This window comes from Nocardia alba NBRC 108234 (genome assembly GCF_001612665.1).
Taxonomy (GTDB): domain Bacteria; phylum Actinomycetota; class Actinomycetes; order Mycobacteriales; family Mycobacteriaceae; genus Nocardia; species Nocardia alba.
The window spans coordinates 21,024-34,828 of the sequence record NZ_BDAX01000034.1; the positions used below are offsets into that span (position 1 = coordinate 21,024).

Consider the following 13,805-nt stretch of genomic DNA (forward strand, 5'->3'; position numbering starts at 1 on the left):
AGCGGCTCGGCACGGGCGGTTCATCATTGTGGTGGCATCTCGTACCAGGCCACGATCGCCGCGGCACGGTCGCGCAGGGCGGTGCGTAACCACTGCGGGGCAATGACTTCGGCGTTCGTGGCGAGCTGCCACATCGCCCATTCGGCATGCCTGCGATCCTGGAAGGCCACCTCCAGCCGCAGTCGTCCGTCGTCGTCGACCTCTTCGCTGTGGACAGCCACCGCGGTGGCGACCAACTCCGCATGTCGCGCCGGTTCGACCAGCACCCGCACGGTGACGAGGTCGCGGCCCGCGCGAAAACGAGCGCTACGCTCCCGCCATGCCCGGTCCAGGTCGACCCGGTCCGGTCGCTGGGCCGGTTCGGACAGCGTCTCGGCGGCCACGACCCGCGACAGTCGGTAGGTGCGGTCCACGCCGGATCTCGTGGCGAGCAAGTAGCCCTGGCCGCGAACGGTGACCAGCCCGATCGGGTCCACCGTGCGCCAGTCGGGGTTCTGGTCGACGGCCGCGTAGTGGATGCGCAGTTTGTGTCCGGCGAGCACCGCGCGCCGGACCTCGGTGACGATCGAGTCGGGCAACTCCTCAGCGGCCGACCGGCGCGCGAGCAGATCGGTCTCGGGATCGATGAGCAACCGCGCGGCCGCGTCGCTCGCGGTCTCCCGGTAGCTGTCAGGCAGCGCGTCGACGACCTTGAGCATCGCCGACGCGAGGGCCGAGCCGAGCCCGAATGCCTGTGCGCCACGCCGTGATCCGGCGATCAGCAAGGCCAGCGCCTCCTCGTGGTTCAGTCCGGTCAGCTCGGTCCGGAACCCGGGCAACAACGCGAATCCACCATGCCTGCCGCGTTCGGCGTAGACCGGGACACCCGCCGTGGACAGCGCCTCGATATCGCGCAGCACGGTCCGGGTGGACACTTCCAGCTCGCGGGCCAGGGTGTCGGCCGACAGCCGACCGTGCCGCCGCAACAGCAGCACCAGGGAGACCAACCGGTCAGCGCGCATACGAAAACTATGCCAGCAATACCTGACAGAGGATGTCGTGTATTCCTGGCAGGTTCATCGCCATGACCAACATCGAGCGCGCTCCCCACACCCTCGTCAACCCGGACGGCCTGCACGACCCGACCCCCTTCGGCTACAGCCACACCGCCGTCATCCCCGCGGGTACCGAGCTGGTTCTCGTCTCGGGACAGTACGGATCCGGACCCGACGGCGCCGTCGTCTCCCCCGACTTCACCGACCAGGTGGACCGGACCTTCCGCAACATCGCCACCGCCCTGGCCGCCCACGGCCTCGACCTCGGCCACGTCGTCCAACTCCGGACCTACATCGTGAATCACGACATCAGCAAGCTCGGCCCCATCGCCGCCGCCGTCCGGGCGCACTGGGGCACCACCCCACCAGCCCAAACTCTCCTCGGCGTGGCGAGCCTGGCCACCCCCGACATGTTGTTCGAGGTCGAAGCCGTCGCTGCCCGGCCCTGATCGTCGCGCCCACCTGCATCGGGGGTCGAACCGGATGCAGGTGGTTCAGATCGACCCCGGTTCGAATCCCGGACCCGGCGAATGGCGCAGGGCCGGGACCCGGCCTCTAGCGCTGACTCGCGTCCGGCACCCGGGCAGGACACGGTGCGCCGGGCGCGGTGGCCAGCTCGAAATGCCACCATTCGTTGTCAAGGTGGACGGACCCACAAAACCGACGTACCCGCTCGACTGACACCTTTACGCACTCGCGTATCTGGATCCACCTGTCGCGCTGGACGATTAGGCGACGCGATGCAATGCCCTACCACCCCAAAACTCAACACCATGGTAGCGGTCAGAGGTTGCTACTGCGCCGAACCAGTCGGCTGGGAGCCGGAATGGAGCTGGGTCCCATCCGTGATCGGCAGCCACAGCAACCAAAGTTGTGTCGATCAGCTGCAACCACAAGGCAGTGGCGCCGCGCACGTATCCACTTTGTAGTGTGTCGCTCGCCGCATCAGAGTCCCACGGATGCCCGCCGTACTCCTTCCACTCGCCAGCAATCGCGTTAGCGGTCTGAGCCAGCGCAAAGTGCGCGGCTGCGTTCCTCGCACCAATGGCTGCGCGCACATACCGCAGGAAAACCTGACGGTCAGCATCGTTGGACTCTGAGGTGACGGTGATCCACCGTGTCGGCATGGCGCCATGCCAGCCTTGTGCGTACGCAGCCTCCCAACGACTGGTGACGGGCATGCGGATAACTTGCCGCTTCCGTAGATAGCCATCGACCGTGTCTGGATACTGCATACCCTTGTCACTCTTGTGGTGCCCCGGCTTCGCCAGCTCAGATTGACTGGCACCAACGAGGTCAGCAATCAGACGTTCCCATGCACCGCCCGCCGACATAACCGTGAACGGATTGAGCGAGGCGCGCGGCTGCGTACCTCGCACGGGCTGCTCAGAATGGATAGCGATCAGGTCCAGCGGCTTCTTGAAGTTGTTCGCTGCGGCCGTGGAGACGTCGAGCAGACGTTCAGGAGTAAGCACATTGGGAGCTTATCCACAGAAAGCGGTGCGCCGCATATTTCAAGAAGATCGCGCCTTCCTTTGCGGTGCAACGTTATTGAGATCCTAACGGTGATGTCCCACCTTGATTGGCGGCGTGCTAGCTCGGGCACTCGACAGCCGCCCGCGGGTTGGCAGGCTCGCGTGCGGCACCCCCCCAAGCACACGTGACGCGGTCGAGTGCCTGCCGACACCGAACGTCAGAAGTCGTATGCGGGTTCAGCATCGAGAATCTTGGCAAACATTGCGATCAGCCCTCCTAGGTCGTATTCGGATCGCGCGACATGGCAGGCACTGTGCAGTTCAACGAGATCGGTCTTTTCCCAGTCGAGGCCAGCACCGCGTTCGGAGAGGAGAAGGTCGAAGAACTCACGGGTCGTGCGGCCGTTGCCTTCCCGAAAGGGGTGAGCGAAGTTCACGTAGTCATACAGATAAGCAACAGTGCGCGCGAGATCTGCTAGAGGAACGGCCTTCAGCTGCTTGAGCCTGTGAATCTTCGCAGCGACATGATCCATCGGCTGGCTGATGTTGTTTGGTGGGCAAAAGGACTCGGCGCCCTTCTCGATGCCGACGGTCCGAATTTCTCCTGCCCAGACGTAGACATCTTGGAAGAGCTGGCGATGGATGCAACGTAGGTACGCGAGATCATATGTGCGGACACCTACAAGATCGGGAGCTTCGCGAAGCTGGATCAGCCGTGTCTCGACGAGATCGTTCTCCGCGTTTTGCAGCGCGTCGTCCGTCCGAGCACCGACTCGATTCCTCAAGATGTTGGTGCCAGGGACGAAATAGCCCAGCCAATTCTGTTCGAGATCGCCGACGTCCCAAGGATGCGGCATTCCTGCCCCGGCTACTGGACGTTGTACCGGCTGCGGACGCGATCGCTTAGCTCAGCCGCAGTGATCTTCCCGCGGGCATATTCGAGCTGGTCGGCACGTGTGGCGTTGGTGCTGCGTGAACCTTCGAGTTCAGTGCTGTGACGAATCGCCCGCACCACCTTGACTCGCCGCTTGGCCTTCTGCGCCTCTGTCACCTGAACACCACCTTCAGTCGGGTTCCTCCACTCCAGGATAGTCTACGGAGCTATCGTCACGTCGATACGCTGCCCGAATCGGTCAACACACTTCCCGTGGTTCGGGTTCGGGGCGGACCCGGTAAGCCCACCGGTCACCGATAGCTGGCATCCGGCACGCGCGGCGGGCACGGCATGCCAGGCGTGGTCTCTATGGAGAAATGCCACCATTCGTTGTCGAACGTCCGGCACAGCCCCCATCGGTTGCCGTTGTCCTCGAGCCACCGCGCCCCCACCTGCGGGCCCACATCGATGGCGCGGCCGGACACGTGGGTGGATTCCTCCGGCGGAAGCACCCAGCGACGGGCCTCCTCTGGGCTGCCGTAGGTGGCCAAGCCGTCCTGCCAGAGCCACAGCTGCTGCTCGTAGGTGCGGCGGCCGGAGGTAATCGACAACGGCACGTTCTCGGCGTGCGCCTGCTGTTCGGCGAGGGTGTAGGCGGCGGCGAGCGGCGGGTCGAGGCCTTCGGTGCCCGCTGCCGATCCGAACTGTTCGCGCGGCTCGGGTTGGGCGTCGGCGACGCCGACGCCGATCGCGGTCACGGCCGCGGCGGCCGTGATGGTCACCAGGATCCGGTCGGTCACGCGGCCACGCACAGTACTCATCGCTCGATCCTATCGAGCGGGCCGGTCGTCGAGACCACGACGCCACTGCTCGATCGCCCGGCCGATCTCGGTCCGCGGGGGTTCGTCGTAGAGCCATTCGCGGGCGAGCTGATGCCAGTTGGCGGTGACGCGCAGCTGACCGAGGGTGGCGAAGGTGAACAGGTCGGCGCGGCGGGAGAACACGTGCTCGGGCGGCAACATCTGTTTGTGCATGCCCTGGAAGTCCGACGAACGCGGGTCGACGGCGAGCAACAGTGCGCCGGTGGCCAGTTCGGGAGTGATCGTGACCTGTTCGTCGAGCAGGTGCCAGCCGGCGGCGGCCCACACGTAGGCCAGGCTCTCGTCCACGGTGACCGTGGATTCGGGATCGATGATCCCGCGCCCCGACCACGCCGCGAACAGGTCCTCGCCGCGTCCCTCCGCCGCCGCGCGCAGCACGGAGCGCTCGAACTCGACGTGTGCCGGGTCCATTTCCTTGTAGAGACCGAAATCGACGAAGGCGAGTTTGCCGTCGGTGGCCAGCAGCACATTGCCCGGATGCGGGTCGCCACAGAACTCGTTGTCGGCGAACAGCCCGGTGATGTAGAAGCGGTAGATCAATTCACCGAGACGGTCCCGTTCGGCGGCGGGCAGGGTCTGGATGTGCGAAAAGGGATGCCCCTCGACGAAATCGGTCACCAGCACGTTGTGTGTGCAGAATTGCTCGACGCTGTCGGGCACGGTGATGAAGGGGTGGCCGCGATAGCGGCGCGCGACCCGATGTTGGGTGCGGGCCTCGCGCTCGTAGTCGAGTTCGCTACGCAGATTGCCGGCCACCTCCTCCAGCACACCGGTGTCGGCCAGGCTCGGCAGCGCCGTTCTGGCCATCCTGCCGAGAAACTCGAGATTGCTGATATCGGCCTGGACGGCGCGCTCCACCCCGGGATATTTCACCTTGACCGCCACGACGCGCCCGTCGTGCAGTCGGGCTCGGTGCACCTGACCGATCGACGCCGCCGCGATCGCTGTCTCGCCGAACTCGGCGAAGATGTGCGTCAAGGGACCGAGATCGTCCTCGATCACCTGTCGCATCGTCGAGAACGGCATCGCGGGCGCCCGGTCCTGCAGCGCCGCGAGCTGAGCCCGGAACTGCTCGCGATGCGCTTCGGGAACGAAGCCGAGATCGAGCACCGAGCCCATCTGCCCGAGCTTCATCGCCGAGCCCTTCATGCTCCCCAGCACGGCGACGATCTGTTGCGCCTTCATCATCGCCGACCGCTCGGCGAGCACCTCGCGCGCCTCGTCGGTGCGCCCCACCATCGACAGCCGACGCCCGACCTCCCGCACCGCCTGACCGGCGGCGAACTGACCCAGCTTCGCGCTGCGCGTCGCCCGGCCTTTCGGCACTCCACCGCTCGCCAACTCCATACCCCTGTCCACGCCTATGCCGTGCGTCACATTACACCGGGCGCGGCAGCCGTCATCTGGGCCTCGGAACAGCCGAAACCCCGGCGCCCGCCGCAGCAGGGACCGGGGTATCGGAGAGCCGGATGCTTACACGCGTTCCTTGGAACGGGTGCGCACGCGCAGGGCGATCGGTTTGGCGGTCTCGGCGAAGAAGTCGTTGCCCTTGTCGTCGACGACGATGAAGGCGGGGAAGTCCTCGACGTCGATCTTCCAGACGGCTTCCATGCCGAGCTCGGCGTATTCCAGGACCTCGACGTTCTTGATGCAGTCCAGCGCGAGGCGGGCGGCGGGACCACCGATGGAGCCCAGGTAGAAGCCGCCGTGTTCGTTGCACGCCTTGGTGACCTGCGCGGAGCGATTGCCCTTGGCCAGCATCACCATGGAGCCGCCCGCGGCCTGGAACTGGTCGACGTAGGAGTCCATGCGACCCGCGGTCGTCGGACCGAAGGAGCCCGACGCGTAACCCTCCGGCGTCTTCGCCGGACCGGCGTAGTAGACGGCCATATCGCGCAGATACTGCGGCATGGGTTCGCCCGCGTCGAGCCGCTCCTTGATCTTGGCGTGCGCGATATCGCGGGCCACGACCAGCGGCCCGGTGAGCGAAAGGCGGGTCTTCACCGGGTATTTCGACAACTCGGCGCGGATCTCGGCCATCGGGCGGTTCAGGTCGATCCGCACCACATCGCCGCCGAGGATGTCGGCGGTCTGCTCCGGAAGATACTGGGCCGGTTCGGTTTCCAGCTGTTCCAGGAAGATGCCGTCCTTGGTGATCTTCGCCAGCGCCTGCCGGTCGGCCGAGCAGGAGACGGCGATCGCGACCGGGCAGGAGGCGCCGTGCCGGGGCAGGCGGACCACGCGCACGTCGTGGCAGAAGTACTTGCCGCCGAACTGCGCGCCGATGCCGAATTCGCGGGTGAGCTGGAAGACCTCCTCCTCCAGCTCGACATCGCGGAACGCGTGACCGGCGATCGAGCCCTCGGTGGGCAGGTTGTCGAGGTAGTGCGCGGACGCGTATTTCGCTGTCTTCAAGGCGAATTCGGCGCTGGTGCCGCCGATGACCACCGCGAGGTGATACGGCGGGCAGGCCGCGGTGCCCAGCGAGCGGATCTTCTCGTCGAGGAACTCGAGCATGCGCTCGGGGTTCAGGACGGCCTTGGTCTCCTGGTACAGGAACGACTTGTTGGCCGAACCGCCGCCCTTGGCCATGAACAGGAACTTGTACACCGGGTTGTCGGCGTCACCCTCGGTCGAGTACAGCTCGATCTGGGCGGGCAGGTTGGTGCCGGTGTTCTTCTCGTCCCACATGGTGATCGGGGCGAGCTGGGAGTAGCGCAGGTTCAGCTTGGTGTAGGCGTCGAAGATGCCACGACTGAGCCATTCGGCGTCGTCGACACCGGTGAGCACGCCCTCGCTCTTCTTGCCCATTACGATCGCGGTGCCGGTGTCCTGACACATCGGCAGCACACCGCCTGCCGAGATGTTGAGGTTCTTGAGCAGGTCGAGCGCGACGAAGCGGTCGTTGCCCGAGGACTCGGGGTCGTCGATGATCTTGCGCAGCTGCCGCAGGTGCGCGGGGCGCAGGTAGTGGCTGATGTCGTGGATCGCCGTCTCGGTCAGCAGCCGCAGCGCCTCGGGCTCGACCTGCAAGAAGGTGCGCCCGTTGAGCTCGACGGTGCTGACCCCCTCGCTGGTGAGCAGGCGGTAGGGCGTCTCGTCGGCGCCGATGGGCAGCAGATCGGAATAGCGGAACTCCGGCGCGGTCACGGATCGCACTCCTTCGGGCAGGGCGGGCACCGCAGGCACTGCGGAGCACCAGGCAGGGCTGGTCACAAAGCAATCCGCAGCCTATCGACCACCCACACCCGCACGGCGGTTAGGCAACCCTATGTGAGGTTGCCGACCGACCTCGACCATCATCGAGGTTGCACGTTCAACCCAAACGGTGCTACCCATTCTCCGGGCGGTGGCGGGAGCGCACCGTTCAATCCGAAGCCTGCACCTTCAGAATCTGGAGCTCGATCGTGACCGATCCACAGTGGCTCGATGATGTCGAAATGCGTGCCTGGCTGGGCTATGTCCGCACCCGCGACCTGATCGCCGCGGCGATCGGGCGCGATGCCGGCCGGGCGGCGAACCTGAGCTACGTCGAGTATTCCGTCCTGGTCTATCTCGCCGACGCGCCGGGACAACGACTCACCTTCGCCGACCTCGCCGGGGCGCTCGAATGGTCGCAGAGCCGCCTTTCCCACCAGATCACCCGCATGCAGAAGCGTGGTCTGGTCTCGCGCGAAACGATGCCGCACGACCAGCGCCGGACCGTGGCCAAACTGACCCCGGCCGGCGGACAATTGCTCATCACCGCCGCGCCCGCCCATGTGCGCAGCGTGCGCGAGCACATGATCGATGTGCTCGATCGCGACCAGCTCGCGACGCTCGCGGAGATCTACGACGTACTCGTCGATCATCATCGCGGCACGAAGCCGACCGCACCGGTCGGCCGACTGCAGACCGCGGCGCCCGGCGAGGACTAGGAGCCCGCGCTGCCGCCCCCGCCGGAGGAGTCGGGGCGGGCCTTGCCCAATCCACCGCGCGCGACGGTGCCGCCATCGGTGGGTGCGCCGCGATCGAACACCTCGCCGGTGGTCGGCCGCAGAAAACTACCCGCCGCGAGGGCGACCGCGACGCCGATCGCCGGGTACACGAAGGTGTCGGTGTGCTGATACCAGAAGCGCGAGTGCGTGCTCGAGCCGGTGTCGCACCGGTCGTCGGCCACCCGGACATTGGTCGTCTTGTCCACACAGACGCCCACCGCGGCCGACTTGGCGGCGGTCGTGGTGGGCGTGGCCGACCGCGATGTCGTCAACGGGGGTTTCGACGTGGTCGTGAGCGTGGCCGACGCCGCGCGCGGTGCGGGTTTCGGTGTGGCGCTGCCACATCCGGCCGAGACCAGCGCCACCGCCACCACGGCGGGCAGCGTGTAGGACACGCTGCGCGACATCATGATTCGCCGTCGCGAACCCTCGATCTCCGAAACCACACCCACGGAACTCCCCCTCGGACGACGCTGACCAACCCTCGATATTAACCAGTCGCGGCGCCGCTCACGACTGTTCCATTGGTCGTGAAATCTTTGTTGCCGGAATCCCGTTGACCCGAATCGACGCCCAACGCGCGTTCGAAGCCGGCGGGCACGATGATGTCGTCGCGGGTCAGGTCGGTGATCGAGGTCTTGCGCAGACCCAGCAACGCGGAATCGATGCCGCCACGCAGGATGTCGAGAACGTTCTCGACACCGGCCTGGCCGTTGGCCGCCAGGCCCCACAGGGAGGCGCGCCCGATCAGCACCGCGCGCGCACCGAGCGCCACGGCCTTGACGACATCACTGCCACGCCGGATGCCGCCGTCGAGCAGTACCTCGACCTGGTCACCGACCGCGTCGGCGAGCACCGGCAGGGCGCGGATGGCGGCGGGGGTGCCGTCCAGATTGTTGCCGCCGTGATTGGACACCGAGATGCCGGCGACGCCCGCGTCGACGGCGCGCAGGGCGTCGTCGACCCGCATCACGCCCTTGAGCAGCACCGGGCCGTCCCACTGCGCACAGATCCAGGCGACATCGTCCCAATCCGGTGCCGGTGTCTGCATCCATTCGCCGTAGGCGCCGAAGAATCCGGGGGCCGCGCCGCCGCCGATCGACATATTGGGCGCGGTGAGGTCGGGAATGCTGCCCGAGCGCAGGTAGGTCGCCAGCCAGCGGGGCCGCGCGAGGGTCTGCGGCGCGAATTTCAGCATCGTGCGCAGGTTCAGCGATTCCGGGATCACCGGGCTGCCCCAGTCGCGACCGTGCGAGAACGACCAGTCCAGGGTGAGGATCAGGCCCACCGCGCCTGCCTTCTTCGCCCTGGCCATCCGCTCGAGGATCTGATCCTTGTTGCCGCACCAGTACAGCTGGAACAGCGTGGCCGGGTTGGCCGCGATGACATCCTCGACGGGCTTGCTCGCGAAGGAGCTGAGCCCCATGGCGATACCGCGGGCCGCCGCGGCGCGGGCGACGGCGACCTCGCCGTCGGGGTGCACCGCCTGCACGCCGGTCGGCGAGATGAGCACCGGCATGGACACGTGCTGCCCGAGCACCGTGGTCGCTTGGTCACGGTCACCGATCGGGCCCGCGCAGTGCGGGGCGAAACCGAGTTCGGTGAACGCGGTCTGGTTGTCTTCGATGGTCTGTCCGCGTTCCGATCCGGCGATCAGCGCGCCGTACACCGACTTCGGCAGGCGCTTGCGGGCGCGCCGCTGCGCCTCGGCGACGGTTTCGAACCAGGTATTCATCGGGGTCCTTCCTCACGATCCTGCGGCCACCATCGGCGCAGGTCTTCCAGCAATGCGGTAGTGGCGGCTGTCACCAGGTCGGCGCCTTCCTCGGCGCTGGATCCGGTGGGGTCGCCGAGAATTCCGTTGGGGCTGACCGCGCGCACGCCGCCCGCGCGCAGCAGTGGCAGCAGTTCGGTCAGCGGGCGGCGGTCCCCCGGTTCGGCCAGCTCCGCGCGGACCAGGGCCGGGTTCAGCGCGAGCTGGATCGAGGTCTCCGTGCGCCCGGCGTGCGGGTCGCCGCCGTAGCCGGGCGAGAAGAGCCGCACATCGCGCGACTCCGTGCGCAGCAGCGCGACGGCTCGGCGCAGCGCTTCCATGTTGCCGCCGTGCCCGTTGACCAGCACGATCCGCGCGAAGGTATCCGTGGCGGAACGGCACAGTTCGACGACGAGCAGTTCCAGCGCCGCCTGCCCGATCGACAAGGTGCCGGCGAATCCCGCGTGCTCGCCGCTGGCCCCGTAGGCCACGGTCGGCGCGATGAGGAGCTCGCCACACTCGGCCGCGGCCCGACGGCACACCGCCGCCGCGATATCGCTGTCGGTCGACAGCGGCAGGTGGGGGCCGTGCTGCTCGGTCGCGCCGAGCGGGATGAGCAGGATCACTCCCGCGGCGGCGCGCACACCCGCCTCGGGCGATGTGAGGTGCGCCACGAACATGGCGCCAACATTAACGTCAGTCACTGACATAATCAATAGTTCGTTCGGGTCGAATACCCCTCTCTATCCTGTATCCATGTCCGCCCCGCCTTCGCGCGCACCGATGTCGACCCCGAAGCAGCCGGGGCACCGCGGGCGTCCGCCGCGCACCACGCGACGCCAGCTCGAGGTGATCGCGATGAAACTGTTCGCCGAGCACGGGTTCGACGACGTCACCGTCGAACGCATCGCCGCCGAGGCCGGGGTGAGCGAGCGCACCTTCTTCCGCTACTTCCCCACCAAGGCCGAGGTGCTGTGGCACCAGTTCGACAACGAGGTCGACGACCTGCGCGCCGCGTTCGCCGCCGTCCCCGCCGACGAGCCGATGATGGCGGCGGTGCGCCGAATCGTGGTGACGGCCAACAGATATCGCCCCGAGGACATTCCCGAACTGCGCACCAGAATGCGGCTCGTCTCCGGGGTTCCCGCCCTGTCGGCGGGCGCGGGGGCGCACTACGACGCGTGGGAACACGCCGTCGGCGAGTTCGCCGCGAGCCGCCTCGGCGCGGATGCGGGCGAGCTGATTCCCCTCGCCATCGGGCGCACCACCCTGGCCGCCGCGCGGGCCGCGTTCGATGCCTGGCTCGAGCGTGGCGACACCGACCTGACCGTGTATCTCGACCGGGCCCTGCGCGCGCTGGAACGCGGGTTCGCCCCGGAATAGCCGGGAGCGCCACGTTTGGGCAGCACCGGGGAGGGGGTATGAGTAGGCTCAGGCTCAGCGCGCGCTGTGCGCACCGAAAACGTCCGTCGTCGAAAGGGGCAGGGGTTTCCATGTCCGAGGTGTCCACGAGTCTTTCGGCGGATTCGCTGCCGGCGCAACCGCTCGACAATCTGCTCCCGCAGCTGGTCGAGCACCTGCGGCAGAACCGCACCGGGCTGCGGGAAGAGTGGGCACGGCGCATCACCGAAGCCGAACTGCTGACCGCGATGACCCCGGAGGAGATCTTCTCCGAGGCGACGTCGATGTACGACAACTATGTCGAGGTGCTCGTCACCGGTAGCGTCGAGGCGCTGCAGGCCTACGCTCGCGACCTGTCCGAGCGCATCATTCCGCGAGGCGTCGAGACCGACGAGGTCATCGGCATCGTGCTGCTGCTGCGCGATGTGCTGGCCCGCAGCCTCTTCGAGAAGTACCAGTCCAACTTCGAGCTGCTCAATCGTGTGCTCGACGCCTACGAGCCTGCCGCCAACCGCATCGCCAACACCGTGGCCGTGTCGTTCGTGCAGGAGCGCGAGCGCGTCATCAGCCGTCAGCAAGAGGCCATCCGCGAGCTGTCCACCCCGGTGCTGCAGGTCCGCGAGCAGCTGCTCATCCTGCCGATCATCGGCGTACTCGACTCCCAGCGCGCCCGCCAGCTCACCGAGCAGCTGCTGCGCGCCATTCGCGCCAACCGCGCCAAGGTGGTCGTCATCGACATCACCGGTGTGCCCGCGATCGACTCCGTGGTGGCCAACCACCTCGTGCAGACCGTCGACGCGTCCGGCCTGATGGGCGCCAGCGTGATCATCACCGGCCTGTCCTCGGAGATCGCGCTGACCCTGGTGACCATCGGCCTCGATCTGTCCAAGATGAACGCGGTCGGCGACCTCCAGGGCGGTATCGAAGAGGCCGAGCGGCTGCTCGGGTACGAGGTCTCCCGGGTCACCGAGCGCTTGAGCGAGCGGGACGGGCGCTGACCAAGCCACCATGCCGGTACCTATTCTCAAGCAGGGCACCTACCTGATCGCCTCGGTGCAGTCGGCCCTGACCGACGCCGACACCGAGCGGCTACAGGACGACCTGATGAAGCAGGTCAGTCGCTACCGCGCGACCGGCATCATCGTCGACGTCACGGCCATCGATGTGATGGACTCCTTCGCCGCGCGCTCGTTGCGCACCATCGCGCACATGACCCAGTTGCGCGGTGCCGAGACCGTCATCGTCGGACTGCAACCCGAAGTCGCCTTCGCCATGGTGCAACTCGGCCTGACATTCGAAGACATGCACACCGCGCTGGACCTCGAGGAAGGCCTCTCCTGGCTGAATCGGCACCCGCGGCGACGAGACGGTCGCGACAGTGGCCGCTGATCAAGTGGCGATCGCGGTCAAGGTCTCCGAGGACATCGTCACCGCCCGGCAGGCCGGTAGCGAGTTGGCCGGTGACCTCGGTTTCACCCTCACCGACCGCACCATGATCTCCACCGCCATCTCCGAAATCGCTCGCAACATCACCAGTTACGCGGGAAGCGGCGAGATCAGGCTGCTCATCGACTTGCGCGAGGGTCGCCGCGCGCTCGTCATCCAAGCCGAGGACCAGGGTCCCGGCATCCGCGATATTCCCCGCGCGCTGGAAGACGGCTATTCCACCGGCCGCGGACTCGGACTCGGACTGCCCGGCGCGCGCAGGCTGATGGACCGGCTCACCATCGATTCCGCCCCGGGCCGCGGGACGTTGATCGAGATGTGGAAGTGGGTACCCGACGTTGCATGAGGACGGGATCATCGGGCGCATGGAGTGGTCGACGGCCGGCCGGGCACTGCCCGGTCAGGACGTCTCCGGTGACCGCGCGCTCGTGCTCGACACCGGCGCCGGTGTGCTGTTCGCGGTGCTCGACGGGCTCGGCCACGGTGCGCCCGCGGCCGAGGCGGCCCAACGCGCGACAGCCATCCTCACCGAGAACTGCGGCGAACCGCTGGATGTGCTGATGGTGCTCTGCCATCGCGCGATGGTCGAAACTCGCGGCGCCGCGGTGTCTTTGGCACTGATCGAGCCGGGAGAGACGCTGCAGTGGCTCGGCGTCGGCAATGTCGACTCACGACTGCTCACCCTCGGCCCCGCCGGTACCGAACTGCGGGCGACGATGTTGCTCACCGGCGGCATCGTCGGATACCGGCTGCCTTCGCACCTGCAGCCACAGACGCTGCCGATCCGCCCCGGCGATCTGCTGCTGATGGCGACCGACGGCATCGTCGCGGTCGGGCCGGAATCGCTGGATCTGGCCAAATCGGCCACCGCCATCGCGGGCGATCTGCTCGCCCGCGACGCGAAGGACACCGACGACGCGCTGGTACTCGCGGCGCGTTTCCGTGGGCCGTGCCCGTGAGGCCC

Annotated in this window: 18 protein-coding genes; 8 read left to right on the forward strand and 10 right to left on the reverse strand. The window is 67.2% G+C overall.

What is annotated here, in order from left to right; genetic code table 11:
• Positions 1-23: 23 nt before the first annotated feature.
• Positions 24-1,001 carry a helix-turn-helix transcriptional regulator gene (locus tag NA12_RS28770; RefSeq protein WP_067458397.1) on the reverse strand — a complete coding sequence of 326 codons (978 nt, stop codon included), beginning with the start codon at positions 999-1,001 and terminating at the stop codon, positions 24-26.
• A gap of 62 nt (positions 1,002-1,063) precedes the next feature.
• On the opposite strand from NA12_RS28770, the gene NA12_RS28775 reads away from it, so the two are divergent.
• Positions 1,064-1,483, forward strand: a complete 420-nt coding sequence (locus tag NA12_RS28775; protein ID WP_067458400.1) for a RidA family protein — start codon at positions 1,064-1,066, stop codon at positions 1,481-1,483.
• A gap of 279 nt (positions 1,484-1,762) precedes the next feature.
• On the opposite strand, the gene NA12_RS33935 is transcribed toward NA12_RS28775, so the two are convergent.
• From NA12_RS33935 to NA12_RS28800, 6 genes are all read right to left on the reverse strand, one after another.
• Complete coding sequence (locus NA12_RS33935) at positions 1,763-2,509, reverse strand: hypothetical protein (protein WP_132370021.1); 747 nt, start codon at positions 2,507-2,509, stop codon at positions 1,763-1,765.
• Between the two features lie 218 nt (positions 2,510-2,727).
• Positions 2,728-3,366, reverse strand: coding sequence for a Fic/DOC family protein (locus NA12_RS28780; protein WP_067458403.1), 639 nt, complete (start codon positions 3,364-3,366; stop codon positions 2,728-2,730).
• 11 nt (positions 3,367-3,377) lie between these two features.
• Entirely contained in the window at positions 3,378-3,560 is a 183-nt protein-coding gene (locus tag NA12_RS28785; RefSeq protein ID WP_067458406.1) for an antitoxin VbhA family protein, read from the reverse strand.
• A 134-nt stretch (positions 3,561-3,694) separates the two neighbouring features.
• Entirely contained in the window at positions 3,695-4,204 is a 510-nt protein-coding gene (locus tag NA12_RS28790; protein WP_067458409.1) for a M15 family metallopeptidase, read from the reverse strand.
• Between the two features lie 9 nt (positions 4,205-4,213).
• Complete coding sequence (locus tag NA12_RS28795) at positions 4,214-5,611, reverse strand: ABC1 kinase family protein (protein ID WP_067458412.1); 1,398 nt, start codon at positions 5,609-5,611, stop codon at positions 4,214-4,216.
• A gap of 126 nt (positions 5,612-5,737) precedes the next feature.
• Positions 5,738-7,414 (reverse strand): fumarate hydratase, encoded by a 1,677-nt coding sequence (locus tag NA12_RS28800; RefSeq protein WP_067458414.1) that lies wholly within the window; start codon positions 7,412-7,414, stop codon positions 5,738-5,740.
• 257 nt (positions 7,415-7,671) lie between these two features.
• Between NA12_RS28800 and NA12_RS28805 the strand changes: the two genes are divergently transcribed.
• Positions 7,672-8,181: a MarR family winged helix-turn-helix transcriptional regulator gene (locus tag NA12_RS28805; protein ID WP_067458417.1), complete on the forward strand. Its 510-nt coding sequence runs from the start codon at positions 7,672-7,674 to the stop codon at positions 8,179-8,181.
• On the opposite strand, the gene NA12_RS33940 is transcribed toward NA12_RS28805, so the two are convergent.
• The gene (locus NA12_RS33940) at positions 8,178-8,447 is read right to left on the reverse strand and encodes a hypothetical protein (protein WP_132370019.1); all 270 of its coding nucleotides are present in this window, start codon (positions 8,445-8,447) and stop codon (positions 8,178-8,180) included. The genes NA12_RS28805 and NA12_RS33940 overlap by 4 nt on opposite strands.
• Here NA12_RS33940 and NA12_RS33945 point away from each other — a divergent pair.
• Entirely contained in the window at positions 8,440-8,631 is a 192-nt protein-coding gene (locus tag NA12_RS33945) for a hypothetical protein (protein WP_132370017.1), read from the forward strand. The two genes, NA12_RS33940 and NA12_RS33945, sit on opposite strands and share 8 nt — an antisense overlap.
• A 100-nt stretch (positions 8,632-8,731) precedes the next feature.
• Here NA12_RS33945 and mftD read toward each other — a convergent pair whose 3' ends face one another.
• Entirely contained in the window at positions 8,732-9,976 is a 1,245-nt protein-coding gene (gene mftD, locus NA12_RS28815; protein WP_243654992.1) for a pre-mycofactocin synthase MftD, read from the reverse strand.
• Complete coding sequence (gene mftE / locus NA12_RS28820) at positions 9,973-10,674, reverse strand: mycofactocin biosynthesis peptidyl-dipeptidase MftE (protein ID WP_067458423.1); 702 nt, start codon at positions 10,672-10,674, stop codon at positions 9,973-9,975. The genes mftD and mftE overlap by 4 nt, the downstream gene beginning before the upstream one ends.
• 76 nt (positions 10,675-10,750) lie before the next feature.
• On the opposite strand from mftE, the gene mftR reads away from it, so the two are divergent.
• The 5 genes from mftR to NA12_RS28845 all read left to right on the forward strand — a co-directional run bounded on the left by mftR (position 10,751) and on the right by NA12_RS28845 (position 13,800).
• A complete protein-coding gene (gene mftR, locus NA12_RS28825; RefSeq protein WP_243654991.1) occupies positions 10,751-11,377 on the forward strand; it encodes a mycofactocin system transcriptional regulator MftR in 627 nt (208 codons plus the stop codon).
• Positions 11,378-11,487: 110 nt separating this feature from the next.
• Positions 11,488-12,393 (forward strand): STAS domain-containing protein, encoded by a 906-nt coding sequence (locus NA12_RS28830; protein ID WP_056809988.1) that lies wholly within the window; start codon positions 11,488-11,490, stop codon positions 12,391-12,393.
• 10 nt (positions 12,394-12,403) lie between these two features.
• On the forward strand, positions 12,404-12,784 hold the full coding sequence (locus NA12_RS28835) for an STAS domain-containing protein (protein ID WP_056809990.1): 381 nt from the start codon (positions 12,404-12,406) through the stop codon (positions 12,782-12,784).
• Complete coding sequence (locus NA12_RS28840) at positions 12,774-13,187, forward strand: ATP-binding protein (protein WP_067458427.1); 414 nt, start codon at positions 12,774-12,776, stop codon at positions 13,185-13,187. Before NA12_RS28835 ends, NA12_RS28840 begins: the two co-directional genes overlap by 11 nt.
• A 19-nt stretch (positions 13,188-13,206) precedes the next feature.
• Positions 13,207-13,800: a SpoIIE family protein phosphatase gene (locus NA12_RS28845; RefSeq protein ID WP_165914833.1), complete on the forward strand. Its 594-nt coding sequence runs from the start codon at positions 13,207-13,209 to the stop codon at positions 13,798-13,800.
• Positions 13,801-13,805: the final 5 nt, after the last annotated feature.